Below are 26,443 nucleotides of genomic sequence, written 5' to 3' on the forward strand. Positions count from 1 at the left end.
CGCCTTGGCCTTCTACGAGGTTCTCTGGCATGGCGAGCAGATCGGCGACGGCGGCGATCTGGCCGAGGCCCTGGAATGCTTCGCCGCCGTTCGGCCGGATGATCAGGACTGGGAGCAGGCCTGCGCCGCGCCGGGCGCCGATCCGATGGTGCGCCGCTATGCCTCCTTCGACGCCTTTCTCGACAACGCCGATGAACTTGAGACGCTGTCGGTGACCGCCGCCATGATCAGAGAAGCCCTTGGCGATACGCCGCCGGACGGCCACCTGCTCTGATCGCCGTCCTCCGGCCTCACCGGCACTCCCTGTTTGCACCCGCACCGCCATGGCCAGCTTTCCGATTCCCGCCGATGAACAGGAGCGCCTGCGTGATCTGGAGCGGCACGATCTCGAGGGCCATGCCGATGATCCCCACTTCGATCGGATCCTGACCCTGGCCCGGAGCCTCTACCAGACCCCGATCGCCGTGATCTCCCTGGTGGAAGCCGACCGGCAGTGGTTTCTCTCCCGCCAGGGGCTGACGGTGCGGGAAACACCGCGGGAGCAGGCCTTCTGCAGCCACACCATTCTCGGCGACGAGGTGCTGGTGGTGCCCGATGCCCAGGCCGACGAGCGCTTCTGTGCCAATCCCCTGGTCACGGGCGATCCCCATATCCGCTTCTACGCCGGAGCGCCGCTGCGCACGCCCGATGGGCACAGGCTCGGCTCCCTCTGCGTGATCGACCGGGAACCACGCCAGCCCAGCCCCGAGCAGATCGATCAACTGAAGCTGCTGGCTGAACTGGTGATGCGGGAGATCGAACTCCGGCGGATGAGCCACCAGTGCCCGGTGACCGGACTGCCGCAGCGCACCCTGCTGCACACGATCGGCAGCAAGGAATTCGAGCGGTCCGTGCAGCAGGACCTGCCCCTGTCGCTGCTCTGCATCGACCTCGACAACTTCGGCCTGATCAACAACCGCTGGGGGCACGAGGCCGGTGATCAGGTGCTGCGCGACGTGAGCCAGCTCTGCCACAGCCTGCTGCCGGAGCACGATCTGGTGGTGCGCATGGGGAACAGCGAGTTCGCGCTGCTGATGCTGGAGCGCGACAGTGAGTCCGCCCTTGAGCTGACCGAACAGCTGCGCGAGGGCGTTCGGCACCTACCTGGTGTGTTCACCCATTCGGACTACCAGCTGCAGATCAGCGCTGGACTCACCAGCCGCACCGCCGGCGATGGCAGCTTCAGCGACCTGCTGCACCGCGCCGAACGCGCCCTGAGGCTGGCCAAAACCAACGGCCGCGACCAGATTTCACGCCTGATGGGAGCCGACTGAACCGGTCGCCACCAGCCGCGCCACCACCTGCCGACTGCGTTGATCGTCCTGGCGGGCACGGCTCAGATCGACAGCGCTGATCCCGTAGCCGAGACGCCGGGCCGTACGAATCAGATCGTCGGTGTTACGGCAGCGGCGCAGACGGGCCCGCATCCGCCCGTCGCTCTCGGCATCCACCACCAGGCGGTGAAGATTCTGCATGCTCATGACAACCTCCCAGAAGGATTTCAAGCGGAGCGGATCTAACCCAGAAGCTCCGGATGACATCGACCCTATCGGCCTGATCACGCCAGTCCAGCGCCAGTTGTATCCGGTCAGATCTCAGCGGCCGCCAGTCACGATTCAGTTGGCTTCACCATCATTCGCCGCACTCAGCAGGAGACTCGGAACCTCAGCGAGGCTGACTGTTTCCGAGTACACTTCCGAGCAGAATGGATCTGCTCGACCTGCTCAAGCGCCTTGAGGGCAAAACACTGGAGTTCAAGCGTGACCTGTCGTCGCCGGATGGGGCGCTGAAAACGATTGTGGCCTTCGCCAACACAGCCGGCGGCACGTTGTTGATCGGCGTGGAGGATCGCAGCCGAAACGTGCGCGGCGTTGCCGATCCGCTGGATGAGGAGGAGCGTCTCGCGAGCCTGATCAGCGACCGGATCAGTCCACGGATCGTGCCGGAGAAGGGCCTGCCGCTGGCGTGTATGTGCGGGTGGGCTCCACCAACCGCCGCGCCGATGCCGAGCTGATCGATGAGCTGCGGCGTTTCTCCCGCGGCGAAGGTTTCGATGAGCAGCCCATGCCGGGACTCAGCTCGGAAGCGATTGACTTCCGAGCAGCTTCCGAGTCGTTCGCACCCATCCGAGCCCTCAGCCGCCGCGATCTGGAGACCCTGCGTCTCCTGAGCGACCACCAGGGAAAGAGCGTGCCGACCGTGGCCGGCATGATCCTCTTCGGCCACGACCGCGGGCGGCACTTTCCCGATGCCTGGATCCAGGCCGGACGCTTCGCCGGCAGCGACAAGAGCCGCATCCTGGATCGGATCGAGATCCACTCCTTCCCCGTGCAGGCCGTGGAGGAAGCCATCGCCTTCGTGCAGAAGCATTCCTGGCATGGCGCCACCATCGGCGCGGTGCGCCGCACCGACCGCTGGAGTTTGCCGCCCGAGGCCGTGCGCGAGGCCCTGATCAATGCGGTGGTCCACACCGACTATTCCCAGCGGGGTGCACCGATCCGGCTGTCGATCTTCGATGATCGGCTGGAGATCGAGAACCCAGGCCTGCTGCCCTTTGGGCTCACAGTGGAAGACCTGCCGCATGGCGTGTCCAAGCTGCGCAACCGCGTGATCGGCCGCATCTTCCAGGAGCTGGTGCTGATCGAGCAATGGGGCAGCGGCATCCAGCGGATGACGGCCGTCTGCCGAGACGCCGGCCTGCCGCCACCGATTTTCGAGGAGATCGCCACCCGCTTTCGTGTCACCATTCCCACCGTCCCCGTGGGGCCAACGGTGGTCGACGCCACTGAGCAGGCAATCCTCGCCAGCCTGAAGGAAGGCAAGGGGTTGGCCACCCGTGAGATTGCTGCCATCATCGGCCTGTCGGCCCGGGCCACGCGCACGCGGCTGTCCCGTCTGATCGATCGTGGACTGGTGCGCGAGATCGGCACCAGCGCCAAGGATCCGCAGCGAAAATACTTCCTGGCCGAGGGTGGCTCCCCATGAACCTGGCACCCGAATGGTGATCACCAATCCACCCTTCGGCAAGAAGTCGTCGATCACGATCGTGAACGACGAGGGCGAAAAACTATCCGCCGCAACATGCTCAAGGAGTGTGAGGTCCACTCCCTGCTGCGCCTGCCCACCGGCATCGTCTACGCCCAGGGCGTGAAGGCCAACGTGCTGTTCTTCGATCGCCGGCCCGGCGCGGAAGCCCCGTGGACGAAGACGCTCTGGGTGTATGACCTCCGCACCAACAAGCATTTCACCCTCAAGACCCAGCGCATGACCCGCGCCGATCTCGATGCGTTCGTGGCCTGCTACCGACCCGGCGACCGCCACAACCGTGAAGCCACCTGGAGTGAAGCCAATCCCGAGGGCCGCTGGCGTTCCTTCAGCGACGAGGAGATTCTCGCCCGCGACAAGGTGAGCCTCGATCTCTTCTGGCTCCGCGACAAGAGCCTCGAAGATTCCGCCAATCTGCGGGAGCCGCACCTGCTCGCCGAGGAGATCGCCGACGACCTGCGCTCGGCCTTGGCTCAGATCGAAGATGTGCTTGGCGATCTGGAGCAGCGGGTGGAGGCCGGCGAGCTGGAGGAGGCGTAGACGGCGATTCGGAGCTCAACATCCAGATTCAAACAACGGCAGCAAGGGTTGCTGATCTCACCAGAGGTGAGATGCCCGCTTCTGATCTGCAGCGTTGGATCTTCAGCGTTGGATTCTCAGCCGGTCTGCACCCAGGGCAGATCGCTCAGACGCGTGGTGGCGGCACGGGAGAGCCGGGAACGGCGCATCATCCAGGCGGGCCGCAGACCACAGGCCGCCCACTGCACCGTGCCACGGCCGTAGCGGCGGTTCAGGGCATCGATCGTGGCCAGCAGGGCCTCACGGCGCTGCTGCTTCTCCAGCGGCAAAGGTGCCAGCAGATGGTGCTGCAGCTGTTCGAGGGGCTGGAGCTGCTGCAGCAGCACACCGGCCTTCTGCAACGGCTTGTGGGGCCGGAACAGACGCTCGGCCAGGGGAAGGGCGGCGGCCAGCAGCACGGCGGTGTCGTTGCTGGCCAGGGGAAGCTGCACCGTGGCGGCATTGCTGTAGAAGCGGCTGCCATCGAAGGGGCTGCTGCGCACGAACACGGTGATCGCCCCGGCCCGCTGGCGCTGGCGCCGCAGCTTCTCGGCGGCGCGGCTGAGATAGGTGGCGATCGCCTCGCGCAGATCCGTCAGCGTGGTGACGGGCTGGCTGAAGCTGCGGCTGACGCAGGTTTCCTGCTTGGCCGGCGGCAGGCTCACCAGGGGCAGGCAGCTCCGGCCGCGCAGTTCCTCCTGCAGCCGCAGACCCACCACACCGCATCTGCGGCGCAGCTCACCGCTGGCCAGATCGCGCAGCTGGCGGGCATCGGCGACGCCGCGCAGGCGGCACCAGCGCGCCAGCTGGCGACCGATGCCCCAGACGTCCTCGATGGCGACGGCCTCCAGCCAGGGGTCAGGATCCGCCACCGCCCCCAGATCGAACACCCCACCGTGGTGGGGATCGCCCTTGGCCAGGCGGTTGGCGAGCTTGGCCAGCACCTTGGTGGGCGCGATGCCCACCGCCACCGGCAGACCCAGATGGCGCTGCACCTGAGCCCGCAGCCGCAGCCCCCAGCTCGTGAGATCACCGCCGCGCATGGCATCACCGCCATGCCTGAGATCAGCGCCGCTGGGATCGCTGGCCGCGGGCCGATGCAGGCGACCAAAGGCCTCGTCGATCGAATAGACCTCCAGCTCCTCCACCCAGGGCTCGATCGTGGCCATCAGCCGCTGGCTCATGTCGGCGTAGAGGGCGTAATTGGAGCTGCGCACGATCACCCCCAGCCGCTCCAGCTCACGACGCACCTGGAAATAGGGCTGGCCCATGGGAATGCCCAGGCGCCGCGCTGCGGCACTGCGGGCCACGATGCAGCCGTCGTTGTTGGAGAGCACCACCAGCGGCCGGCCGGCCACGGCGGGATCGAGGGCCGCCTCGCAAGAGGCGTAGAAATTGTTGGCGTCGATCAGCACCGTGGCCAGGGCCATGGACGCAGGCTCAGAGCGGGTGGATCACGTGAATGGCCACGCCCCAGAGACGGTCATCGTCCGCCGCTCCCAGCTCCAGCAACGGATAGGCCGGATGGGCCGCCTCCAGCAGCCAGCGTCCCTGCTGGCACACCAGGCGCTTGAGAGTGAAAGCCCCCTCCAGCACCGCCACCACGATCCGCCCGGGGCGCGGCTCCAGGCTGCGATCCACGATCAGCAGATCGCCGTGGTGAATGCCGGCCCCGATCATCGAATCACCACTGACCCGCAGGAAAAAGGTGCTGCTGGGATGGCGGATCAGCACCTCATTGAGATCGATGGCCGCCTCCATGTAGTCGTCCGCGGGGCTGGGGAAGCCAGCCGCCACCGCCTCGGCCGCGAGGGGCAGGGCCATCGGCGGGCACTGCGGCTCCAGCCGCCAGGGCCCGGCAACGGCCGGCTCCGGCGACACGGTCGGCGGAGCGAGTGGCGGCGCGGTCGGCAGCACGGTCAGCGGCGCGGGCAAAGAGGAACTGGGACGGGATCCGGACACGGCAACCAGCCGAACCCGCCCACAGTAGTTCATCCGTACCAGATTTCAGGCCAGGATCTGCATCGGCAGGCCCGTGCCGTCGAGGTCGCCGCCGAGGCGCAGGGCGGTGCCGGCCTCGATGCGCGCGGCGCTCCATAAAGCGGCAAGCGCGTCGAGAATGTCGTCATCAGCCACCTGGCGGCGCAGGAAACGGGCGCGGATCGCGGCCGCCGCCCCTGGGAAGATCCGCTCCACCAGGGCCAGGCGATCGGCGGCGCCGGCGGCGCTCTTCTTGGGGTGCGGCATCGGCACACCACCGTTCCACTCGCGGAAACAGAGCTCCGGGTGCACCTCCACCAGACAGCGGGCCTGGCCTGGATCGCGCTGCAACCAGGCGTCCACCTGGCGCACCTTGGCGAGGATGTGGAACGCCTGCTTGCTGAGCTTCAGACCCTGGGCCGCCTGGGACAACGCACAGGCCTCCGGGTAGCTGGTGGCGGCCAGCACGCCGCGCAGGGGCGCCGAAAAGACACTGCTGCGGCGGGGGCCCAGCAAGCGGCGGGCGTCGCGATCGCAGCGGCGGGGCCCGGCCTCGGGCAGACCGATGGGGATGTCGATGGCGGTGAGGTGCCAGCCCGGCCCATCCAGCAATTCAAGGACGGAGGGGAACAGCCGGGCGGTGACGGGTTCCCCCGGCGCCTCGCAGGACACCGCCAGCCAGCCGGCCCGGCAGCCATCCACCCCGCGCAAGCCCTGCATGCCGCTCCGTCCGTGCAGGCCAGAGATCCTGGCGCGCGGGCGATGGCCCTCACGACCCTGGGGAGATCGATTCCAGCCGCCGCACGCTGCGGCGCAACACCTCCACCAGCTCACCGCGCATCAGCAACCCCGTCCCGCCCCACACCAACCGCAGGGCAAGATCGAGCGGACCGGCGCCGAGGTCGCGCAGCGGCGTGAAGCCAAGCCGCTCGAAATAGCGCACCAAGCGGCGGTGCTGACGCGGATCGTCGCGGATGGCGAGCAGGCGCGCCTGGCGGCAGGACGTGCACTCCAGGGCCCAGGCACAGGTGGCGGCCCAGATCAAGGGGCCCACCGCGGCGGTGTCCTGTCCCTGGACCCGCATGGTGTCGAGCTGCAGGCCCGCGGTCGTGGGGAGCGCCCAGCCCTTGAGCTCCCCCAGCAGCAGGGGAGGCTGCTGCGGTCGGGGCCGGGCCACCACCACCCGCAGGCCCCGGATCCCCAGACGGTCAGACACCTGCAGGCGCAGGAGCAGGCCGCAGGAGGCGGCCCGGCGTTCCAGATCCGCCAGGGAGAGCAGCGCTGGCGGGGCCGGCAGCGCTGACGGGGAGGCAGGGGCCATCGCACAGGCAGCCAGACCAGGCCATCCTGACGGCGGACCGCCGCGCGGGTGTCAGACCAGCCGGGAACCGCTGGCCCGCCGGCGCTGCTCCGGATCGAACACCGCGGCGATCGAGCGGATCAGCCAGCGGCCCTGGGGCGTGACCTCCACCAGGCCCTGATCGCCCTGGCGCTGCAGCCGCACCAGGCCATCCGCGGCCAGGGCCTGAAGGTCGTGCCACTCCTGCCCAAAACCCTCCACGGGCACCGCAACCCGGAAGCGGCACATCACCTCCTGAATCAGCCGGCGCCGTTCCAGCACCGCCGGATCGCGCACCACCAGCCCCCGTTCCACCGGTAGACGACCGGCCTCGAGCGCGGCGTAGTAAGCGCGCAGATCGCGGAGATTCTGGCTGAACAGATGGGGGAACTGGCTGATCGCCGTGGGGCCCACCCCCAGCAGATCGAGCTCACCACCGGTGGTGTAGCCCTGGAAGTTGCGGTGCAGCCGGCCCTCGCGGGCCGCGACCGCCAGGCTGTCGCCCGCCAGGGCGTAGTGATCCATGCCGATGGCGTCGTAGCCGGCGGCGGCCAGCAACTGGCTGGCGGCCTCGAGCATGGCCAGCCGCTGGTGCTGGCTGGGCAGGTCCTCGGCCGCGATCTTGCGCTGCAGGGGCAGTTGCTGCGGCAGATAGGCGAAGGAGAACAGGGAGATCCGATCGGGCCGCAGCTCCCGCACCAGCTCCAGGGTGGTGCGGAAGCGCTCCGGTGTCTGCAGCGGCAGGCCGCAGATCAGATCCACGTTGACGCTCTCGAACGACGCCTCCCGCATCCAGGCCATCGCCCGGCGGAGCTGCTCGACGGGCACCACCCGATTGACCGCCTTCTGCACCTCAGGATCGGCATCCTGGATGCCGAAGCTGATGCGATTGAAGCCGAGCCGGCGCAGGCCGAGCAGCTCGTCACGGCTGAGGAACTCGGGATTCACCTCGATCGAGGCCTCCAGATCGGTGGCGAGATCGAAGTGCTGATCCAGCAGCTCCCACAGCTGCCCCTGTTCCGCCGGCGTGAGGTAGTTGGGGGTGCCGCCGCCCCAGTGCAGCTGCTCCACCCGCCGCCGCTGGCCCGCGGCGGCCCCGATCAGCTGCAGCTCCCGCTCCAGCGCCTGCAGGTAGGGGGCCACCACCCGGGAGCCGGCCTGGGTGGTGACCCGGTTGCAACCGCAATACCAGCAGGCATGGCGGCAGAAGGGCACATGGACGTACAGCGACAGGGGCTCAGCGGCGGGCCTGGCCAGCTGGGCCGCCAGATCGGCGGCGCCCACCGCCTCCGAGAAGGCGGCGGCGGTGGGGTAGCTGGTGTAACGCGGCACCGGCTTGTCGTACTTGAGCAGCAGCGCGATCGGTGTGGAAACCGAGGGCATGACGGCCCCGGGCGTGGCGGCAGAAACGGAACGGGACGGCGCGACGGTCATCAGATCGGGGGCTAGGGGGGCGAAGGGCGCGGCGAGAGTGGATGGCAAACGGCTGGACGGCGGCGCTCCGCTCAGGCCAGCTCGCCCAGTTCGGCCAGCAGGCGCTGGGTGGCGAGGAAGGCGTCCTCCGCTTCCTGCAGCAGCTCCTGCTCCTGGGACTCGCTGAGCCGCAGCTGCTCGAAGCCATCGTGGAGACCCTGCTTGAGCTCACTCAGCGGCCGGTCAAATTGCCAGAACTCCACGGCGGGCAGGCCGTGGCGGCGCAGGATGGCGTTGGCCTGCTCACTGAGCTGCTGCCCGCCGGAGAGATCGCCGCCGTAGCGCACATACACATGGGCGAGGAAGCGGTGAGGTGCGGTCTCGGCGAGAGTTGAAAGCTGCTCAAGCCAGGCGCTGGCGGCGACAGACGGTGGCGTGGCGGGAACGGCCGCGGCCTCCAGCTGGGCCAGGTCATGGCCGAGAGCGGCGCTGCGAGCCAGATCAGCCCAGGGCAGTGTGGCTCCGAAAGCCTCAGCCAGGGCCGGTCCCCGCCGCTCGATCAGGGCGTAGGCGGGTGCCAGGGCCCGCAGCAGGGCGGCCAGCTGCAGCGGACTGGCTTCTCCGGCCAGCAGCGAGCGGGAGAAGGCCATGCCTTCCGCTTTGTGGTGCGCGGCGCCGATGCGGCCATGCAACCGCCGGACGCGTGGCCCGAAGCCGTTGCGCATCACGGCATCAGCAGGCCGGGCATGGTCCGAGATGGACCCGGGGATGGCAGCAGTCATGGGCGGACACGCCGGAAGCGGCAAAGCAACAGTCAAACTGTATAGCGCTACTGTTGTTATGCAGAAAGACTGTTACATGGCTTCCGGGGGCTCCGGCCTCACTCGCCCCACATCCGCAGCAGGTTGGTGTAGCTGCGGCAGAGCAGATCGAAGATCTCCCCCTTGCCCTGCTGTTGAAACAGAGCCCGCCGCGCCGCATCCAGCTCGAACAGCAGTTCCCGCTGTTCGCTGCTGCGGATGCGGCTCTGGATCCAGCCCACCGCCACCAGACGCTCACCGGCGGTGACCGGCTCGACCCGATGCAGCAGGGTGCTGGGATACACGATCGCCTGGCCTGAGCCGAGACGCACGCGCTCCTCCCGATCAGGCGACTCCAGCACCAGATCACCACCCTCGTAGGTCGCTGGATCGGTGAGGGCCACCGTGAAGGACAGGTCGGAGCGACCACCGGCCATGAAGGCGTTATCGACATGGCGCCCATAACCCTCGCCCGGGCCGGTGAGGCTGAACAGCACCCCGTGGACCTGCAGCGGCAGGGCCGCCGAACGCACCAGCGGATGGGCCAGCAGGGCCTCCCGCACCTGAGCCTCCAGCTGGTGATGCAGGTCGGAGCTCCGCTCCAGCTGCCGGTTGCGTTTCACCCCGCGGGCGTGCCAACCGGCGGTCTCGGCACCGGGCCGCCAGGGAGCGTCGTCCGCCCGCAGCGCCTCAGCCAGGGCGCTGGTCGCCTCGGGGCTGAACAGGGGCTCGACAACGAAGCGCATGAACGGAGGAAATCGTGGGTCCCACCATGCTTTGCCGTTGGATCACGCCGCACCGTGCTTTTGATAACGGCCTGCTGAACAAAGCAGCCACCACTGGGCGCGCAGGCCTCAAGAATGGTGGCCAGCCGCACCACCTCCATGGCCCGCCCCAGCATCGCTCTGTTTCTTGCCACCGCTGGCCTGATGGCCGGAGCCGTGGGCTGCGGCAAGGCACCTGACTCCGACAGTGGCGGTGAAGAGTCGTCCGACATGAGCGCGCCGGCTCCGAAGACGGCACCGATGATGCAGAAAGAACCGAAGGGCGAGGGGGCGATGCAGGGCAAGCCCAAGGATCAGGAGATGCACGGTTCAGATGAAGGCGGCGAGGGCGGCGAGGGCGGGGAGGAGTGAGCCAGCGGCGGCCACAGCGCCGACCACCCGAGCAACGGGAGCAGGCCAGACGCCTGAGGGGCCTGTTGACAATGACCGAGGCACAGAGCGGGTTCCGCCACTGGCGAGAGCCCTACCTGCTGATGCTGTCCGTGTCGTGGCCCCTGTTCCTGGGGCTGATCACGACGCTGTACCTGCTGATCAACCTGCTCTTCGCCGCGCTGTACCGGCTGGATCCGGCCGGCATCGGCGGGGTTTCAGGCGGAGGCGCGGCCAGTTTCGCGGACGCCTTCTTCTTCAGCGTCCAGACCCTGGGCTCGATCGGCTACGGCGTGCTCCACCCCAGCAGCCTCGCCGCCCACCTGATCGTGACCGCCGAGGCGCTGACGGGGCTGATCTTCATCGCCCTCACCACCGGCCTGGCCTTTGCCCGCTTTTCCCGCAGCTCGGCCCGGATCCGTTTTTCCAGACTGGCGGCGGTGCATCCCTACAACGGCGTTCCCACCCTCACCTTCCGGGTGGCCAATGAGCGCCGCAACACCATTCTGGGAGCCAACCTGAAGGCCTACCTCAGCATCGACGAGCGCAGCAGCGAAGGCCACCGGATGCGCCGACTGCATCCCCTGCGCCTCAGCCGGGAGGACGGCATCGCCTTCACCCTGGCCTGGACGGCGATGCATCCGATCAACCGCGACAGCCCCCTGTGGGGACTGGGTCCCGACCAGCTGGCGGTGGGCCATGCCGAAGTGGTGGTGTCCTTCAGCGGCACCGACGGGATCCTGGAGCGTCCGATCCACGCCCACGCCAGCTATCCGGTGGACTGCATCGCCTACGGGCGCTGCTTCGTGGACATGGTGGAAACCGACGGTCCCCGCGCGGTGATCGACTTCTCCCGGTTCAACCAGACGCGTGCCTGCCCGATGCCAGACCCCGTGGAGCAACTGGCTGACAGGAGCTGACCTCCAGACCCGAAACCTGCCAGTCCAGACAGTCTCCATGAGGGATTCCCGGCGTCATCGGCTCAGTAGAGCCCTGTCAGCTGCCTAGGATCACTCTAGCTATGAGCTGATTTCTGATCCCTCTTCGCCGCCGGCTGGCCTACGGATGTGGCCCCGTTCTGATCATCCTCAACCATCTGGGCTGCCTGCTGCTGCTGAGCACGGGTCTGGAGCTGGGAGCAGCGCTGTGGGCCGTTGGGCTCTATCTGGCACGGATGCTGGCCACCACGGCGATCTACCACCGGCTGATCACCCACGGCAGTTACCGGGCACCGCGGCCGATCTGGTGGCTTGGCTCCCTGGTGGCGGCCTCCTCCGGACAGATGGGACCGAGCTGGTGGAAGGCCCATCACCAGCAGCACCATCGCCATGTGGACACCCCCGGCGACCCACACAGCCCACTGCAGCCGGCGCCGGGCTGGTGGCATGGCCTCTGGCGTTCCCAGGCGGGCTGGCTGCTGAGCAGCAGCTTCTTCCCGGAACAGCTGCCTGCGGATGTGGAAGCCGATCCGGTGCTGCGGGCGATCGACCGCTTGCACATGCTGCCGGTGCTGGCCCTGGCGGGCCTCTCCTACGCCCTGGGCGGCCTGCCCTGGCTGGCGGCCTTCTGCCTCAGCACCACGGTCCTGTTCCACGGGGTGGCGACGGTGAACTCCGCGGCCCACCTCTGGGGGGAGCAGCCGTTCGAGAGCGGCGATGCCAGCCGCAACAACCGCTGGGTCGCCCTGATCACCCTGGGTGAGGGTTGGCACAACCTGCACCATGCCTTCCCCTCCTCAGCCCGCCAGGGCCTGGGCCTGCGCCATGGCGAACCGGTTGTGCTGCCCGATCCCACCTATCGCTTCATCCTGCTGCTGAAGCAGCTCGGCCTGGCCAGCCAGCTGCGTCTCCCCTCTGACCAGGCCCTGCGGGCCCGCCGCCGCCAGAGCGGTGGCACAGCCGATCTGATCCGACTGGACACCCAGCCAGCCAGCCGCCTGCGGGCCTGACGCGGCATCAAGGGCGACAGCTCAGGGATGAGCGCTCAGTGAAAAGCGACAAGAGCTCAGTGACGCGAAAGCAGTCACAGGCACTGAGGTCGCTGCTGACACTGGCGAATGCCAAGAGAAATTTACCACATGGCTACACATATCGCAAGGAAACGCATCATTTGAATAGCGGACCCGTAGAGAATCCATACAACAACACTTCCGCATGATTCCCTCAGCCGGTTACACCTAGCATCGCGCCGGCCATGACTGTTGTCGTGTGCCCTCCCCTAGCCCTTTTGCCATACCTCGCATGACCCTGGTCAGAGCGCCCCAGCTGGGCATTGATCGCTTCGCCAATGATCGCGACAAGGAAAGCTGGTCGCACGCCTCCTCCGAAGACCGAAGCACCATCATCCGGGCGGTCTATCGGCAGGTTCTCGGCTATCAATACGTGATGGCCAGCGAACGGCTGAGCGCCGTGGAATCCCTGTTCCGCAACGATTACCTCAACGTCCGTGAGCTGGTGCGGGCCGTCGCCAAGAGCGGCCTCTACCGCAGCCGCTTCTTCGAGAACAGCAATCCCTACCGCTTCATTGAGCTCAACCACAAGCATCTGCTGGGCCGGGCTCCCCAGAACAAGGCGGAGATGCTGCATCACTTCACGATCCTGCAGGAGCAGGGTTACGAGGCAGAGATTGATTCCTACATCGATAGCGTCGAATATCAGGAACGCTTTGGTCAGGATACCGTTCCCTATCTGCACGGCTGGGATTATTCCAAGGGCCATGAGGGCCGCCAGTTCTCCTGGCTGATGCAACTGGCCCGTGGCGCCGCCGCCTCAGCCAAGGGCGACGCCTCCGGCAACCAGTTCCGGCTTGGAAAAGCCCTCCATCAGGATCGGGCCCTGCCCATTCAGGGTTCGGCAGCCCGGGTGGTGATTGTGTCCACCGATGGACCGTTCCAGGCCCTGGTGAGCACAACCCACGATCTGGGCGAGTCGTTCCAGTCCGGCGAGTTCCGCAGCACCCCCACCCAGAGCCATCGCCGCGAAGCCCTGCGGGTGGATGCAGGCAGCCGCAGCAGCGACGCCTCCGGTCGGGTGGTGACGATCACCGCCACCGGCATCGCCGACAATTCCTATGTACGCAGTGGTGCCTACGTGCTGCGGATTCCCTTCAGCCGCATGAACGAGGCCCTGCGACGGGTCAATCGCCTCGGCGGCCGGGTCGTGGATGTGGTGGTGAGCTGAGGGCCGCTGCTCAGGGTCACAAGCGACACCTGAGCAGCACGGGCTCCCCGATGGCGGGAGCCCCCTCAACTCAGGCCACAGCGGGCACCCCGGAGGCGACGGGGCGGTTCAGGCCGGCATCGCTGCGTTCCATCGGCTGCCAGAACTGGCGCCAGAGAAGGCCGGCGAAGCGCAGCCGCAGGCCGAGGCGACGCAGGACGCCAGCCGACTGATCACGGCGCAGCTCGCGATAGGTGGAGACCAGTTGATCGCGCAGTGACAGGTAGGCGCTGCCCTTAAGATCGAAGACCACCGGAAAGGCCCGCCGGGCGGTGCGATTGGTCTTTCGCATCACCTCGGCATCGAAGGCGGCCGGATCCATGCCCAACAGCCGGTAGAAATCACCCCGCTCACACACCGTGAGGCTGTGGGTAAGAAAAACCGACCAGAGGAAGAATCGACTCAGCAGCCGCCCTTGAAGCCCCTGGCGCAGGCCAGGCCAGCAACGGATCAAGAGGTTGAAGATGTCGCCGTGACGGTTCTCGTCCTGACACCAGGGCTCGAAAAAATCGAACAACGGCGCGAAGGCATGGTCAGGATGGGCCTTGAGATGGCGGTCGATGAGGATGTAACGCCAGTAGCCGATTTTTTCCGAGAGATAGACCGAATACAGCACCCAGCTGAGCGGAAACCAGGTGATCGGCCGCTTGGTGCTGAGGCTGGGCAGATCGATCTCGATGTCTTCGGCCACAAGAGCACGGTTGAGGAAGCCGGCGTGGCGCGCCTCGTCGCGGGCCATCAGGCTGAACAGGCGGCTGAGCTCAGGACGGCCGGCCTTCTGCAATCGGCGGGAGAGCTCCTTGAACAGCAGAAAGCCGGAAAACTCCGATACGCAGGAGCGCACCAGATAGCTCTCATAGGCCTCCTTCTCCGCTGCTGAAAGGTGGCCCAGCCGGTTCAGCGGGGCCTTGCGATCAAAGTGCTCGCGGTTGTAGTCGGCCTCCATCTCGCCGAGCATGGCCTCGAAGCCGGCGCTCTGGATGGTGAGATCGGTGCGGGCCGCCTTGTCGATTTCCGTGGTGTAGAAGCGCGGTGTCAGCAGGTCTTCACGCAGATGGGGAGCCGGGGGGATGGCAGGGGCAGTGGTGGTCATCTGTTTAGCAGGAGCGGGTCAGGGTTCGGCAGGAGCAGATCGGAAGAAACAGAGGCGCCAACTCAGGCGCGCAGCCAGGGGGATCAGCCGGGCGAAAGGGGAGAAGGGGAGACGAGACGAGGGCGAGACGGGGCGAGAGAGAGACGGGAAGGACAGGACGGGCTGGGCTGGGCTGGGACGAATTAAAACAACAGCATCATGATGCTACGTCTTCCCAGTTTCATGGCAACAGCAGAGCGCGTTGAGCAGATGATGGAGATCCGCGCTAAGCTTCGGGCCCAGCCATCGCCGCCTGTTGCGGCCCCCTCCGCGATGGACGCCCTCGCCGAATACTTCAAGGTCTTCTCCGAACCCAACCGGCTCTCCGTGCTCGACGCCCTGCGCGCCGGACCTCTCAATGTGACGGCCGTGGTGGAGAAGACAGGCCACAGCCAGGCCCTGGTGTCCAAGCACCTCAAGCTGCTCACGATCGCCGGCGTGGTGCGGCGACGGCCGGAGGGCAGCCTGGTCTTCTACGAGGTGATCGATAAAAGCGTGTTCAAGTTGCTGGCCCGCGCCGAGAAGTTGATGCTCACGGCGAAGCGCCAGCAGCTCGACGCCCTCGCGGCCATTCTCTGACGGGCTGCCGAGCTGCTGTGTCGTCTCCCTCCTCTGCAGACTTACCTGCCTCGCCAGGTCTGCCCACCGATCTCGAGAGCCTGCGCCAGGCCCTCGCCGCTGGAGATCGGCAGTTCCCGGGCCTGCAGCTCAGCGATCTCGATGGTGTCGATCTCGACCTCAGCGACTGTGACCTCAGCGGCGGCACCTTCCAGGAAGCCCGCTTCGGCCGCAGCCGCTGGCAACGGGCCAAGGTGGCCCGCTGCCGTTTCCAGGGGGCCCTGCTGTGGGGAGCGGATCTCTCCGGACTACAGGCCGCGGGGTCCTTCTGGCACGATGCGGATCTCTCCGGTGCCCGGCTCCAGAACGCCGACTTCTCCGGGGCCCTGATGCACCGCTGCTGCCTGCGGGGGGTGGTGGCGGCCGCCAGCCACTGGCGCGACACGCGCCTTGTGGAGGCGGATTTCCGCAGCGGCCTCGACCAGCTCACCGATCTGGGCCGCGCCGATCTGCGGGGCGCCGATCTCAGCTATGCCCAGCTGCAGGGCGCCCAGCTGCACGGCGCCGACCTGCGCAGCGCCTGCCTCTACGGCGCCAACCTCTCAGGCGCCGATCTGAGCGAAGCCGATCTGAGCGGCTGCGACCTGCGCGACACATCCATGGCCAGCGCACGCCTCGACAAGGCCGTCCTCAGAGGCACCCTGCTGCCCGACTGAGCGCCCCCTGATCCCCTCACCTCAGTAGACCTCGCCGGAGTGAGCTCACCCGATTGACATAGCTTGAGCCGCAGCGATGGGCATCGAGAGCTCCCCTGCCATGAGCGACCACTTCGATCTGATCGTGCTCGGTGCCGGCTCCGGCGGCCTGGCCGCCGCCAAACGGGCCGCGTCCTACGGCGCCCGCGTGGCGATCGTGGAAGGGGATCGGGTGGGCGGCACCTGCGTGATCCGCGGCTGCGTGCCCAAGAAACTGCTGGTCTACGGCTCCGCCTACCGGCACCTGCTGGCCGATGCGGCCAGCTACGGCTGGTCGACGGGAGAGGTGCGCCACGACGCCGGCACCCTGCTCGCCAACGTGCGCGCCGAAGTGGATCGGCTCAACCAGTTGCACATCGGCCTGCTCGAGAAGGCGGGGGTGGAGCTGGTGCGCGGCTGGGGCCACTTCCTCGATGCCCACGGCGTGGCGGTGACGGCAACACCAGCCACATTCCATGAGCAGACCATGGAAGCGGAGTCGGCCCCCGGCAGCCCGCCCCGGATCCTGCGCGGTGAACGGATCCTGATCGCCGTGGGGGGCCGCCCCACCCGCCCGTTGATCCAGGGGGCCGAGCACTGCTGGGTGAGCGACGACCTGTTCCTGCTCGAATGGTTGCCGGAGCGGGTCGTGATCGTGGGTGCGGGCTTCATCGCCTGCGAATTCGCCTGCATCCTCAATGGGCTGGGCGTCCAGGTGACCCAACTGGTGCGCGGTGATCACCTGCTGCGCGGCTTTGATCTGGAGGCCGCCCACGCCGTGCAGGAGGGCATGGAGGCGGGCGGCATCGACATCCGCTTCGCCCACAGCCCTGCCCAGATCGCAGGAGAGCCGGGGGCCCTGGTGGTGACCACCCAGAGCGGTGAACAAATGGCCTGTGGTGGGGTGTTGCTGGCCACCGGCCGCCATCCCTATCTCGAGCCTCTCCACCTGGATGCGGCCGGCGTGGCCACAGACAACGGCCGGCGCATTCCAGTGGACAGAAACCAGACCACCAACGTGCCCCATATCTACGCAGTGGGAGATGCCACCGACGTGATCAACCTCACCCCGGTGGCGGTGGATGAGGGGCGCGCCTTCGCCGACTCGGTGTATGGCGGCAAGCCCAGGCAGGTGAACCACGACCTGGTTGCCAGTGCCGTGTTCAGTCAGCCGGAACTGGCCACGGTGGGCCTGAGCGAAGAGGAGGCGATCGCCCGCTGCGGCCCTGAGGGCCTGCGGGTGCATCGGGCCCGGTTCCGCCCCATGGCCCAGGCCCTGCCCGCTCGCGGCCCGCGGGTGCTGCTCAAGCTGGTGGTGGAGGCGGCCACCGACAAGGTCCTGGGGGTTCAGATGGTGGGTGAGCACGCCGCCGAGATCATCCAGATGGCCGCCATTGCGATCGGCATGGGAGCCACCAAGGCGGACTTCGACCGCACCATGGCCCTGCACCCCAGCGTGTCCGAAGAATTCGTGACCATGGCCAGCTGACTCCGAGCGTTCTGATTGAGACCGTTCGGTTTAACGCTGCCCCAGAGCCTTCAACATCTCCCAGGGCCGAAACTGTTGGCCCGAATCTTGATAGCGCAGCAGGCCTTTACGCAGATCATCCGCCAGCAGGATGGTCACCGGCGCGACCAGCATCCAGGGCAGCCAGGCGGCAGGGAAGGGGGCCATGGCGAACAACTCCGCCAGGGGCGGCGTCAGGATCAAGGCGGCGGTGAGGGCCAGCTCTGCCATCACCCCAATCCAGAGCAGGGGATTGTCCCGCCAGGCCGGCAGCGACCAGCCGCTGCTCCGTTCTCTGCGGCAGGCCAGCAACACGCCCACCTGGGAGAACACGATCAGGCAGAAGGTCACGGCGGAGGCCTGCCGCTGCAACCAGAGCAGGTCGGCCGGGGCGCTGTGATGCAACAGGGCCGGCGCCAGCTGCCGCAGCGCCGCCAGATCAAAGCCCGCCCCTTGCCACACCAGCAGATAGCCCCCCATGGCCAGCAAGGCTTCGATCAAGCCGAGAAACAGGTAGGCCCGCAGCAACAGGGCTCGGCTCAGCAACGGCGTATCCCGCTTCCGGGGTGGTCGGCGCATGCCACCGGCTTCCGGTGGCTCCGCCCCCAGACCCAGGGCCGGCAGCAGATCGGTGCCCAGATCCACCGCCAGGATCTGCAGCACCGTGAGGGCCGCGGGGATGCGCAGCGCCACCATCGCCAGGAACGGCAGGATCTCCGGCACGTTGGAGGCAAGGATGTAGGTGAGAAACTTGCCGATGTTGCTCACCACGGCCCGCCCGTAGCGGATCGCCTCGATGATCGTGGCGAAGTTGTCGTCCAGCAGCACGATGTCCGCCGCTTCCCGGGCGACATCGGTGCCATTGCATCCCATCGCCAGGCCCACATCGGCGGCCCGCAGGGCCGGGGCATCGTTGACACCATCGCCGGTCACGGCCACCACCTCGCCGAGGGCGCGATAGGCCTGCACCAGCCGTAGCTTCTGCTCCGGAGCCATCCGGGCAAACACCAGACGGGTGCGGTATTTGAGCAGCTGGCGCAGCTGCACATCACTGATCCGGGCCAGCGCGTCACCCTCGATCACCCGCACCGGATCCGCCTGACTGACGGCACTGGGCTCGAGCAGGCCGATCTGCTGGGCGATGGCCTGGGCGGTCACGCCGTAGTCGCCCGTCACCATGGTGACCTTGATGCCGGCCTCGCGGCAGCGCCGGATGGCCTCGGGAACCTCCGGCCGTGGGGGGTCGTACAACCCCAGCAACCCCACGAACACCTGCTGCTGCTCCAGCGCCTCACTGGCCTCCGTGCCGGACTCGACGCCTTCCGGCAGCAGCCGTATCGCCACGGCGATCACCCGGTAACCCTGGCTCGCCAGCAGGTCATTGGCCTCACGGATGCGGCGCCGATCAGGCTCCAGCAAGGGGGTCGGACCCGCCGCGGCCATGCCCGACACGCAGTGGTCCAGCACTTCCAGCGGCGCCCCCTTGGTGATGACCAGAGCCTGAGACTCCAGCCAGCCCCAGCCCTCTCCACTGGACTGCCAGCCCGGGCCCGCCTCGACCACCACGCTCATGCGACGGCGGTGCGAATCAAACGGAATCTCCTGGCGGCGGGGATGGCGCTGGGGCAACTGCTCGGGGTTCAGTCCGGCCGCATCGGCCGCCACCAGCAGGGCCGCCTCGGTGGGATCGCCCACCACATGTCGGGCCGGGGCCAGCTCGAGATGGGCGTTGGAACACAGGCACGACCAGACCAGAAGCCAGTTGTGCAGCAGCGGATCCGGGTCGGGCAGCCAGGTGTCCTGCACCGCCATGCGATTGCAGGTGAGGGTGCCGGTCTTGTCGCTGCAGATCACGCTCACCGAGCCGAGCGTTTCGATCGCCGACAGACGCCGCACCAACGCGTTGCGCTGGGCCATGCGGCGCACGTTCAGGGCCAGGGCGAGGGTGACGCTGGGGAGCAGTCCCTCCGGCACATTCGCCACCAGGATCCCCACGGCGAACACCAGACCCTCCAACGGCCCCATACCGACAAACACCAGGCTGAGACCGAACACGATCAGCCCCATCGAGACTGCGATCGTGGTGATCACCCGAACGATGCGGGCCACCTGCCGTTCGAGAGTGCTGGGGCTGCGTTCGGTGCTGGCCGTGAGGTGGGCCACCTGTCCAAACTCGGTCTCGGCGCCGGTGGCATAGACCACGGCGATGCCACGGCCGGCGGTCACGGTGGTGCCGGCCAGCACCAGATTGGAGCGCTCGCGCGTGGGGATCGGATGGTCACTGCGCTCCGGCGGCAGCGTTTCGGCCTGACGGGCCACCGGCAGGGATTCGCCGGTCAGAACCGACACATCCAGGTAGAGCCGGATCGATTCGAGCAGGCGCCCATCCGCCGGCACCTGATCCCCTTCCTCCAGGGCGACCCGATCGCCCGGAACGAGCTGATCGGCCTGGCAGGTCTGCAGCTGACCATCGCGCCACACCTGCACCTGGCGGGGCAGGGCACGGGTCAGGGCGGCCAGGGTGCGTTCAGCCTGGAATTCCTGCCAGAAGGAAAACGCTCCGTTGATCAGCACCACGGCCCAGATCGCCCAGCCGAGGGCCGGGGTCCCCGCAACAAAGGCCAGGCCTCCGGCGATCCAGAGCAACAGGGCCATGAAATGCACCAGCTGATCCACGAACCGCAGCCAGAGGGAGCGGCGATGCAGGGCAGGCAGGCTGTTGGGCCCGAAACGCTCCAGCCGCCGCAGGGCCTCAGCGCTGCTCAGCCCCGTCGGGGTGGTCTGCAGCGCGTCGCACACCTCGTTCTGCGGGAGCGACCAGATCGGCTGGGCGGCGGAGAGCAGCACGAAGCCTGAGCGGGAGGGTGATCCAAGAGTGGATCGCCAGACTCACGGCGTCAGTGGTTTCGGGCAGGGCGTTCGGGCCGCTCATTCTCCGAACCGTTGTCGAACGGTTGCGGAAGCTGTCTCGGATAGCGATCACGGACAGCGCTCTCGCAGCAGAAGAAGACGCTCAGGAGACGTCGATGCCCCAGGCCTGGCGGATCGCTGGATTGGTGAGTTCCCAGGCGTGCTCGGTGGGAACCACGGCGGCCCGATGTCGAGCCGGCTGAAGCTCGCGACGCTCCATCTCAGCGTGCAGCAGGCTGATGAAGCGTTCACTCTCCTGGCGCAGCACGGCCACATGAGCGGCACCGCCGGCCGCCGCGCGCATCTCTGGCTTGCTGGCACAGAGATCGAGACCCTGCAGATGCTCCTCCAACCAGACCCACTCGTAATGCAGCATCGAATCGCTGCAATCCTGCAGTTGCCGTTCATAGGCGCGCAGATGCCCCTCCAGTTGGGCCGGCGGCGTGGCTGGAGAGGGCGCCTTTGCGTTGAGGCGCTGCATGATCTCGCGCAGATGGCTCATGCCTGGGCTGCAGACGGAACAATCGGATTGCTGGGAGGGTAGGAGCAGCAGCCGGGCCAGCGAACCAACCGATGCCGTGCCGTTACTGAAGCCGTGACCGACTCAAGCCGGTCCTGACTGACATCCCTTCCTGACTGACTCCCACGACCCGGCCTAACCCAGCAGATCCTTGCGGATCTGGTGGATGCGGCTGAGCAGCTCGGCGCGCTTCTGCTGACGCAGGGCGTTGCGGGCCAGAAAATTGAGCAACGCCACCAGACCGACCAGCTCCAGCAGGCCACCGATCAAAGGCAACTCGTCGATCGCCTGCAAGGTGGCGCCCGTGAGTTTGAGCGCCACACCTGCCGCCACGGCCAGCAGCAGCAGCCGCGCCACCGGCAGCAGATCCGCGAAGGACTTCAGCTGGGTTGCTCCGAGCTTGCGCAGCAGCTGATTGAGAAACTGAAGCGGCAACCGCAGGGCCTCTGCTGCAGAGGTCTCGGCCGCTGCCCTGGCAGGCTGCGGTGGGCGCGGGGCCAGGGGCGCAGGCTCGGCCACCGGGATCAAAGGGTTCAGGGCCTGCAGCACGGGTTTGTCGCGGAGATCCTCCAGGACGGGGGCTGCGGGGGGGCTCGCCACCGAGACAACCTTCGCAGGCATGACATCAAAGTGGATGTCGCCAGCTCTGGCAGCTTCGGGCGCTGACGCGATGACCGGTTCCGACGTCACGGTGGATTCCGTGGCGGCAACTGGTTCGGACGCCGCAACAGGATTCTCGATAGGCGGAGACTTCGGCTCAGAACCAGACTCCAGCTCAGCGACAGGCTCCGGCATCGGCTCAGCCGAAGGCACCGGCTCAGCCGCAGCCCCTGGCGCCTCCACTGATGGCTGCAACATCTCGGGCTCAGGGGGAGCTGGCTGCGCTGGCTCGACCGCCTCGGCAGTCGGCTCAAACGCGGCTGGCTGCGCTTCAGCGGGCTGGGCTTCAACCAGTTGCGCTTCGGCGGGACCACCAGCTGGGGACTCGTTCTCCGGCATCGGACCTTCGGCTGCGACGGATGCTCCTCTTATACAGGGCCTCTGTGCACCCTTCATCGGTGACAACACGGGACCAGGTCAGACCGCCAGGCCCCGCTCGTTGAACACACCTTCAAACAGGGCCGAACTGAGATAGCGCTCACCGGAATCGGGAAGCACCACCACGATCGTCTTGCCGGCGAACGCCTCCTCCCGCGCCAGCCGCAAGGCTGCAACGGTGGCCGCTCCGCAGGAAATGCCGGCCAGGATGCCTTCCTCGCTCATCAGACGGCGCGCCATATCGATCGCATCGTCGTCGCTCACCGTTTCGACGCGATCGACCAGATCCAGATCCAGGTTGTCAGGAAGGAAACCGGCCCCGATGCCCTGGATCTTGTGGGATCCAGGCTGCAACGGCAGGTTGGCCTTGGTCTGGCTGATCACCGGACTGTTGACCGGCTCCACCGCCACCGAGACCAAGGGCTGGCCCAGGGTTGTCTTGATGTAACGGCTCACGCCGCTGATCGTGCCGCCGGTGCCGACCCCCGCCACCAGAACGTCCACCTGGCCAGCGGCGTCGTTCCAGATTTCGGGGCCGGTGGTGTCGTGGTGAATCTGGGGATTGGCGGGATTGCTGAACTGCTGCAGCAGCACATAGCGATCCGGATCAGTTTCGGCCAGCTCCTTGGCAGCACCGATCGCCCCGCCCATGCCGAGCCGCCCCTCGGTGAGCATCAACTTGGCGCCATAGGCCGTGAGCAGCTTGCGCCGCTCCAGGCTCATCGTGTCCGGCATGGTGAGGGTCAGGGGAATGCCACGCGAGGCCGCCACAAAAGCCAGGGCGATGCCGGTGTTGCCGCTGGTGGGTTCGATCAGCTCCTTGCCCTGACCCAGCAGACCGGCCTGTTCGGCCTGCCAGATCATGGCCGCACCGATGCGGCACTTCACCGAATAGGCGGGATTACGCCCCTCAATCTTGGCGAGAACCCTCGCCCCGCAACCGGCCGTGACCCGGTTGAGCTGCACCATCGGGGTGTTGCCGATGCTGAGGCTGTTGTCGGTATAGATCGGGCTCATCCGCCGGTTCCAAATCCGCTGGCACCCTAGGCAGCCCCATTTCAGATGCCTTGATCAGGTCGAAAGACCGATGCGATCAGGCGAACCAACCGGAGCCCGATCCCTAAGGTTCCCGACACTACGGCGGCCTGTATCGGGCAAGCGTCAGACGCTGTGCATGCGGAGTGCCTTCGGACCATTTCCCTTGTCATCAACTCCATGTCGCCTCCCGCTGCGCCGGCGTTCTCGCCGCCGGCAGTGTTCAACCGGAGGAGCACAACGCCATCGGCAGCTGCCAGGCGATCATGTTCGACCTCACCGATGTGTCCCATCTGGGGGTCACCGCGGCCCTTGCGGTCGAGAACGCGGCGGCGGAAGCCCTGGAGAAAGGCCGGCAGGTGTACGTGGTGGTGGGGGCCAACGGCACCACCCGCAAGCGCCTTGAGAGCCTGGGTCTCTACGCCAAGCTGCCGGCTGATCACCTCGAGATCAGTCGCCATGAGGCGCCTGAGCGGGCGGGTGCAAGCCTGGTCTGAGCCCCGTCTGGTTCTGCAGGGCTTGGCTCAGCCGGGTTCTGCAGGGTTCAGTCCATGGGCCTCGCCATCGGCGGGTTCGAGGATCCCCAGCTCCTCCCGCCAATCGGCCACTGAGCTGTGCCAGCCCTGCTCCCAGCGGGCCACGGCCAGGCAGCTGGCCTGCCGAGCCATCGCCATGCCGTGCGCCACAGCTGCGCTCAGTCGCGGCAGGCGCTCGGTCTGGAAGCGGAAGGTCGCCAGTTGTCCGGCCGTGGTGAGCAGCACGTAGGCGGGAAAGCCGATCTGACAGGCGGTGATCGTCAACACCCCACTTTCCCCTTCGGGAGCTGTGCCGAATCCGCTCACCACATGGTGAATGTCATGGGTGGTAGCGATCCGCTGGGTCAACCAGAGGGCCTGCGACTCGATCGACCTGGGGCGGAAGAATTCAGGGTCGTAGTTGAGCTGGCGGATCAACTGGGCGTAGCTCCGGCCGAGGCTTCCCTCTGGCAGCTGGATCAGCTGATCCAGGTCCGGCTGCAGGGGCGGGTAACGGCCATCCATCATCTCGGCGCCGCCAGGCAGGCCGCGAAAGCGGCCGATGCAGGCTTCCATCTGCGGCGTGTCGAGCATGTTGTCGACCAGATCCGCCACCGAACCCAGATCGCCACCACTGCGGCCGATCGCCGCAAGCAATTTGAGGTTGTTGGCAGCCCTGAGCAGTTCGCCGAATCGAGACATCTCTGGAAGCGCGCCTTCCTCCAGCATCGCCCCTCCTCTGGCAACGCTGATAGGTTGCAGCCATGGGCCTACACCGTGCGGGGTCAGCTGTTCTTCGTGAGCAGCATCGATGTCCGCCAGGGCGTCGATGTGCACGAGCACCTGGCCCGGGTCAGCATCGACATGGCGGCAGAGGCCGGTGGACGGGGCGAAGACCTGGCTGGAGCCCACTGATGCCCTCGGCAGCCCGATTGTCTTTGCAGCCTGATGGTCTCTTAACGGCCTGATGGCCAGGCGCTGAACGGACGATCCAGCTGGCGGGTGCCCCGCGCCGGCAACCACAACTCCAGAACGGCACCCCCCTCGGGGTGGTTGCGGGCCTGCACCCGTCCGCCCTGGGTCACGGCGATCTGCTGCACGATCGACAGGCCCAGGCCACTGCCGGTCCGCTTGCTGCGCACCCGGGAAGGATCGCCGCGATAGAAGCGCTCGAACAGGTGGGTCAGATCCTGCTCGCTGAGGCCGGGGCCATGATCACGAACGCTCAGCAGCGTCCAGCCGCCGCTGCTGAGCAGGTCCACCTGCACGGCAGTGCCGTCAGGCGCATAGCGGATGGCGTTATCGAGCAGGTTGAGCAGGGCCCGATGCAACCGCGACCCATCGCCCCACACCACCGTCGGCGGCGGATCGTCCGCTTCCGGTCCCGGCTGCTGTTGCGGCGCCCGGAGCAGGACCAGCTCGATCCGCCGCTGTTCAGCCAGGGGGCGCAGACCTGCCCACACCTTCTCCACCAGGGAACCCAGATCGACCGGATCACTGCGACCCGGATCTCCAGGCAGGGCATTTTCCAGCCGCGACAGCTCCAGCAGATCTCCCACCAACTGCTGCAAGCGCAGCAGCTCCCGCTGCAGCCGTTCCACCAGCACCGCATGGCGACTGTTCACCTGGGAAGCGAGGCTGTCCCCCACCAGGAGAAGGGCCGTGAGGGGGGTCTTGAGCTCATGGGCCACATCGCTGACCCAGCGCTCCTGCTGCTCCAGCTGAGCCTCGAGGGAGCGGCGCGTCTGCAGCAGCACCGCCACCCAGCCATCGTCGCCGGGGAGGGCATGCACTTCGAGATCCTCCTCACCGTGCTGCCATTCCAGCCGCTGAAGCCGCTGCTGGCTGCGGGCGCTGTCGATGGCGCTGCGCAGCTGCGGAGCACGGCAGAGAGCCTGGAGCGGCTCACCCCGGTGCAGACCACCCTGGGGCAACTGCAGCAAGCGCACCGCCCGCGGATTGATGGTACGGATCACACCATCCCCATCCAGCAGCATCCAGCCCAGGGGTGCCGCCTCGATCCAACGCAGCAACTGGCGGCGGCCTGGGTGTTGCGGCGGTAAGGCGCGCCGTCGCCCCAGCCCCCGCCGCCGAGACCAACGCGCCAACCACAAGCCAGCGAGCAGACCCGCCGCCACTCCAAGCCCCAATCCCACCACACCTTTCATCTCACGGCCGCAAGCGGCCCCAGCACCCCTCAGCCGAAGCGATAACCGAAGCCACGCACCGTCTGGACATGCTGCGGCGCCGACGGGTCGTCTTCGATCTTCTCGCGCAGCCAGCGGATGTGGACATCCACGGTCTTGGGATCACCGAAATAATCGAATCCCCAGAGACGCTCCAGCAGTTTGTCGCGGCTCCAGACCCGGCGTGGATGCTGCATGAACAGCTCCAGCAACCGAAATTCGCGGCGGGAGAGATTCACCTCCAGCCCATCGCGTAGAACCCGGCATTCCTCCGGATAGAGGCAGAGATTGGCGTGCTGCAGCACCTGGCGCTCCTCCCGTTGCTGCAGGGTGCTGCGGCGCAGCAGGGCGCGGCAGCGGGCCACCAGCTCGCGCATGCCAAACGGTTTGACGAGGTAGTCGTCGGCTCCCACCTCCAGGCCGAGCACCCGATCGGTTTCCGAATCGCGCGCACTCACCACCAGGATCGGGGTCTGGTTCTGCACCTGGCGCAGCTTGCGGCAGAGATCGAGGCCGCCGAGGCCCGGCAGCATCAGGTCCAGCACCACCAGGGCAAATCCATCACTCCCCTGCTGCGTCGCGTGGCCATGGAGCAGATCAAGGGCCTTGCGGCCATTGCTGCACCCCGTCACGGCGTAACCCTCCAGCGCCAGAGCCTCGCAGACAGTCTCGCGGATGGTGTCGTCATCCTCGACGACAAGAACAGAGGCAGGCATGCCTCCATTGTCCGTGATGGTGTCCGTGATCGCCTCCTGGTTCAGC

30 protein-coding genes are annotated in these 26,443 nt (G+C 67.2%); 14 read left to right on the plus strand and 16 right to left on the minus strand.

The features are described from left to right. The first annotated feature begins 4 nt into the window (after window positions 1-4). Together KQ310_RS13170 and KQ310_RS13175 are read left to right on the plus strand one after the other, a co-directional pair. Window positions 5-274: a hypothetical protein gene (locus KQ310_RS13170; RefSeq protein ID WP_259722184.1), complete on the plus strand. Its 270-nt coding sequence runs from the start codon at window positions 5-7 to the stop codon at window positions 272-274. Between the two features lie 49 nt (window positions 275-323). Next, complete coding sequence (locus KQ310_RS13175; RefSeq protein ID WP_259722185.1) at window positions 324-1,313, plus strand: sensor domain-containing diguanylate cyclase; 990 nt, start codon at window positions 324-326, stop codon at window positions 1,311-1,313. Here the strand turns inward: KQ310_RS13175 and KQ310_RS13180 are convergent. Further along, entirely contained in the window at window positions 1,290-1,520 is a 231-nt protein-coding gene (locus KQ310_RS13180) for a Nif11 family protein (RefSeq protein ID WP_259722186.1), read from the minus strand. The two genes, KQ310_RS13175 and KQ310_RS13180, sit on opposite strands and share 24 nt — an antisense overlap. A 224-nt stretch (window positions 1,521-1,744) precedes the next feature. Here KQ310_RS13180 and KQ310_RS13185 point away from each other — a divergent pair, with 224 nt between their 5' ends. The 3 genes from KQ310_RS13185 to KQ310_RS13195 all read left to right on the plus strand — a co-directional run bounded on the left by KQ310_RS13185 (window position 1,745) and on the right by KQ310_RS13195 (window position 3,624). Next, entirely contained in the window at window positions 1,745-2,053 is a 309-nt protein-coding gene (locus tag KQ310_RS13185; protein WP_259722187.1) for a helix-turn-helix domain-containing protein, read from the plus strand. After that, the gene (locus KQ310_RS13190) at window positions 2,017-3,024 is read left to right on the plus strand and encodes an ATP-binding protein (protein ID WP_259722188.1); all 1,008 of its coding nucleotides are present in this window, start codon (window positions 2,017-2,019) and stop codon (window positions 3,022-3,024) included. The genes KQ310_RS13185 and KQ310_RS13190 overlap by 37 nt, the downstream gene beginning before the upstream one ends. A 96-nt stretch (window positions 3,025-3,120) precedes the next feature. Next, entirely contained in the window at window positions 3,121-3,624 is a 504-nt protein-coding gene (locus tag KQ310_RS13195; protein WP_259722189.1) for an N-6 DNA methylase, read from the plus strand. Window positions 3,625-3,740: 116 nt separating this feature from the next. Here KQ310_RS13195 and KQ310_RS13200 read toward each other — a convergent pair whose 3' ends face one another. The 7 genes from KQ310_RS13200 to KQ310_RS13230 all read right to left on the minus strand — a co-directional run bounded on the left by KQ310_RS13200 (window position 3,741) and on the right by KQ310_RS13230 (window position 9,920). Beyond that, on the minus strand, window positions 3,741-5,072 hold the full coding sequence (locus KQ310_RS13200) for a Y-family DNA polymerase (protein ID WP_259722190.1): 1,332 nt from the start codon (window positions 5,070-5,072) through the stop codon (window positions 3,741-3,743). Window positions 5,073-5,082: 10 nt separating this feature from the next. Continuing rightward, a complete protein-coding gene (locus tag KQ310_RS13205) occupies window positions 5,083-5,466 on the minus strand; it encodes a LexA family transcriptional regulator (protein WP_259722234.1) in 384 nt (127 codons plus the stop codon). Between the two features lie 183 nt (window positions 5,467-5,649). After that, window positions 5,650-6,342, minus strand: coding sequence for a DUF429 domain-containing protein (locus KQ310_RS13210; protein ID WP_259722191.1), 693 nt, complete (start codon window positions 6,340-6,342; stop codon window positions 5,650-5,652). 49 nt (window positions 6,343-6,391) lie between these two features. Beyond that, the gene (locus tag KQ310_RS13215) at window positions 6,392-6,943 is read right to left on the minus strand and encodes a hypothetical protein (RefSeq protein WP_259722192.1); all 552 of its coding nucleotides are present in this window, start codon (window positions 6,941-6,943) and stop codon (window positions 6,392-6,394) included. A 51-nt stretch (window positions 6,944-6,994) separates the two neighbouring features. Next, window positions 6,995-8,344: an oxygen-independent coproporphyrinogen III oxidase gene (gene hemN / locus KQ310_RS13220; protein WP_259722193.1), complete on the minus strand. Its 1,350-nt coding sequence runs from the start codon at window positions 8,342-8,344 to the stop codon at window positions 6,995-6,997. A 122-nt stretch (window positions 8,345-8,466) separates the two neighbouring features. Continuing rightward, window positions 8,467-9,156, minus strand: a complete 690-nt coding sequence (locus tag KQ310_RS13225) for a biliverdin-producing heme oxygenase (protein WP_259722194.1) — start codon at window positions 9,154-9,156, stop codon at window positions 8,467-8,469. Window positions 9,157-9,254: 98 nt separating this feature from the next. Beyond that, window positions 9,255-9,920, minus strand: a complete 666-nt coding sequence (locus KQ310_RS13230; protein ID WP_259722195.1) for a Fe2+-dependent dioxygenase — start codon at window positions 9,918-9,920, stop codon at window positions 9,255-9,257. Window positions 9,921-10,058: 138 nt separating this feature from the next. Between KQ310_RS13230 and KQ310_RS13235 the strand changes: the two genes are divergently transcribed. From KQ310_RS13235 to KQ310_RS13250, 4 genes are all read left to right on the plus strand, one after another. Further along, complete coding sequence (locus KQ310_RS13235) at window positions 10,059-10,310, plus strand: hypothetical protein (protein WP_259722196.1); 252 nt, start codon at window positions 10,059-10,061, stop codon at window positions 10,308-10,310. 71 nt (window positions 10,311-10,381) lie between these two features. Next, window positions 10,382-11,248, plus strand: coding sequence for an ion channel (locus tag KQ310_RS13240; RefSeq protein WP_259722197.1), 867 nt, complete (start codon window positions 10,382-10,384; stop codon window positions 11,246-11,248). A gap of 224 nt (window positions 11,249-11,472) precedes the next feature. Beyond that, the gene (locus KQ310_RS13245; RefSeq protein WP_259722235.1) at window positions 11,473-12,276 is read left to right on the plus strand and encodes an acyl-CoA desaturase; all 804 of its coding nucleotides are present in this window, start codon (window positions 11,473-11,475) and stop codon (window positions 12,274-12,276) included. Window positions 12,277-12,568: 292 nt separating this feature from the next. Further along, window positions 12,569-13,507: a phycobilisome rod-core linker polypeptide gene (locus KQ310_RS13250; RefSeq protein WP_259722198.1), complete on the plus strand. Its 939-nt coding sequence runs from the start codon at window positions 12,569-12,571 to the stop codon at window positions 13,505-13,507. A 70-nt stretch (window positions 13,508-13,577) separates the two neighbouring features. Here the strand turns inward: KQ310_RS13250 and acsF are convergent, their stop codons facing one another. Then, entirely contained in the window at window positions 13,578-14,639 is a 1,062-nt protein-coding gene (acsF, locus tag KQ310_RS13255; protein ID WP_259722199.1) for a magnesium-protoporphyrin IX monomethyl ester (oxidative) cyclase, read from the minus strand. A gap of 312 nt (window positions 14,640-14,951) precedes the next feature. Here acsF and KQ310_RS13260 point away from each other — a divergent pair, with 312 nt between their 5' ends. From KQ310_RS13260 to gorA, 3 genes are all read left to right on the plus strand, one after another. Next, a complete protein-coding gene (locus tag KQ310_RS13260; protein WP_259722200.1) occupies window positions 14,952-15,257 on the plus strand; it encodes a helix-turn-helix transcriptional regulator in 306 nt (101 codons plus the stop codon). A 17-nt stretch (window positions 15,258-15,274) separates the two neighbouring features. Beyond that, the gene (locus tag KQ310_RS13265; protein WP_259722201.1) at window positions 15,275-15,952 is read left to right on the plus strand and encodes a pentapeptide repeat-containing protein; all 678 of its coding nucleotides are present in this window, start codon (window positions 15,275-15,277) and stop codon (window positions 15,950-15,952) included. A 100-nt stretch (window positions 15,953-16,052) separates the two neighbouring features. Further along, window positions 16,053-17,459: a glutathione-disulfide reductase gene (gene gorA, locus KQ310_RS13270; protein ID WP_259722236.1), complete on the plus strand. Its 1,407-nt coding sequence runs from the start codon at window positions 16,053-16,055 to the stop codon at window positions 17,457-17,459. 30 nt (window positions 17,460-17,489) lie between these two features. On the opposite strand, the gene KQ310_RS13275 is transcribed toward gorA, so the two are convergent. From KQ310_RS13275 to cysK, 4 genes are all read right to left on the minus strand, one after another. Then, on the minus strand, window positions 17,490-20,324 hold the full coding sequence (locus tag KQ310_RS13275; protein ID WP_259722202.1) for a cation-transporting P-type ATPase: 2,835 nt from the start codon (window positions 20,322-20,324) through the stop codon (window positions 17,490-17,492). Window positions 20,325-20,490: 166 nt separating this feature from the next. Then, window positions 20,491-20,889, minus strand: coding sequence for a hypothetical protein (locus tag KQ310_RS13280; RefSeq protein ID WP_259722203.1), 399 nt, complete (start codon window positions 20,887-20,889; stop codon window positions 20,491-20,493). A gap of 153 nt (window positions 20,890-21,042) precedes the next feature. Next, complete coding sequence (locus KQ310_RS13285; protein ID WP_259722204.1) at window positions 21,043-21,528, minus strand: CAAD domain-containing protein; 486 nt, start codon at window positions 21,526-21,528, stop codon at window positions 21,043-21,045. A 456-nt stretch (window positions 21,529-21,984) separates the two neighbouring features. Then, the gene (gene cysK / locus KQ310_RS13290) at window positions 21,985-22,962 is read right to left on the minus strand and encodes a cysteine synthase A (RefSeq protein ID WP_259722205.1); all 978 of its coding nucleotides are present in this window, start codon (window positions 22,960-22,962) and stop codon (window positions 21,985-21,987) included. A gap of 164 nt (window positions 22,963-23,126) precedes the next feature. On the opposite strand from cysK, the gene KQ310_RS13295 reads away from it, so the two are divergent. Continuing rightward, complete coding sequence (locus KQ310_RS13295) at window positions 23,127-23,477, plus strand: STAS domain-containing protein (protein WP_311134742.1); 351 nt, start codon at window positions 23,127-23,129, stop codon at window positions 23,475-23,477. A gap of 27 nt (window positions 23,478-23,504) precedes the next feature. Here the strand turns inward: KQ310_RS13295 and KQ310_RS13300 are convergent, their stop codons facing one another. Further along, a complete protein-coding gene (locus KQ310_RS13300; protein WP_259722206.1) occupies window positions 23,505-24,197 on the minus strand; it encodes a Coq4 family protein in 693 nt (230 codons plus the stop codon). 54 nt (window positions 24,198-24,251) lie between these two features. On the opposite strand from KQ310_RS13300, the gene KQ310_RS13305 reads away from it, so the two are divergent. After that, on the plus strand, window positions 24,252-24,410 hold the full coding sequence (locus tag KQ310_RS13305) for a hypothetical protein (RefSeq protein WP_259722241.1): 159 nt from the start codon (window positions 24,252-24,254) through the stop codon (window positions 24,408-24,410). 41 nt (window positions 24,411-24,451) lie between these two features. Here KQ310_RS13305 and KQ310_RS13310 read toward each other — a convergent pair whose 3' ends face one another. After that, the gene (locus KQ310_RS13310; protein WP_311134743.1) at window positions 24,452-25,603 is read right to left on the minus strand and encodes a HAMP domain-containing sensor histidine kinase; all 1,152 of its coding nucleotides are present in this window, start codon (window positions 25,601-25,603) and stop codon (window positions 24,452-24,454) included. Between the two features lie 89 nt (window positions 25,604-25,692). Next, complete coding sequence (locus KQ310_RS13315) at window positions 25,693-26,397, minus strand: response regulator transcription factor (protein ID WP_259722237.1); 705 nt, start codon at window positions 26,395-26,397, stop codon at window positions 25,693-25,695. Window positions 26,398-26,443: the final 46 nt, after the last annotated feature.

The organism is Synechococcus sp. CS-1328 (genome assembly GCF_025128095.1).
Taxonomy (GTDB): domain Bacteria; phylum Cyanobacteriota; class Cyanobacteriia; order PCC-6307; family Cyanobiaceae; genus CBW1002.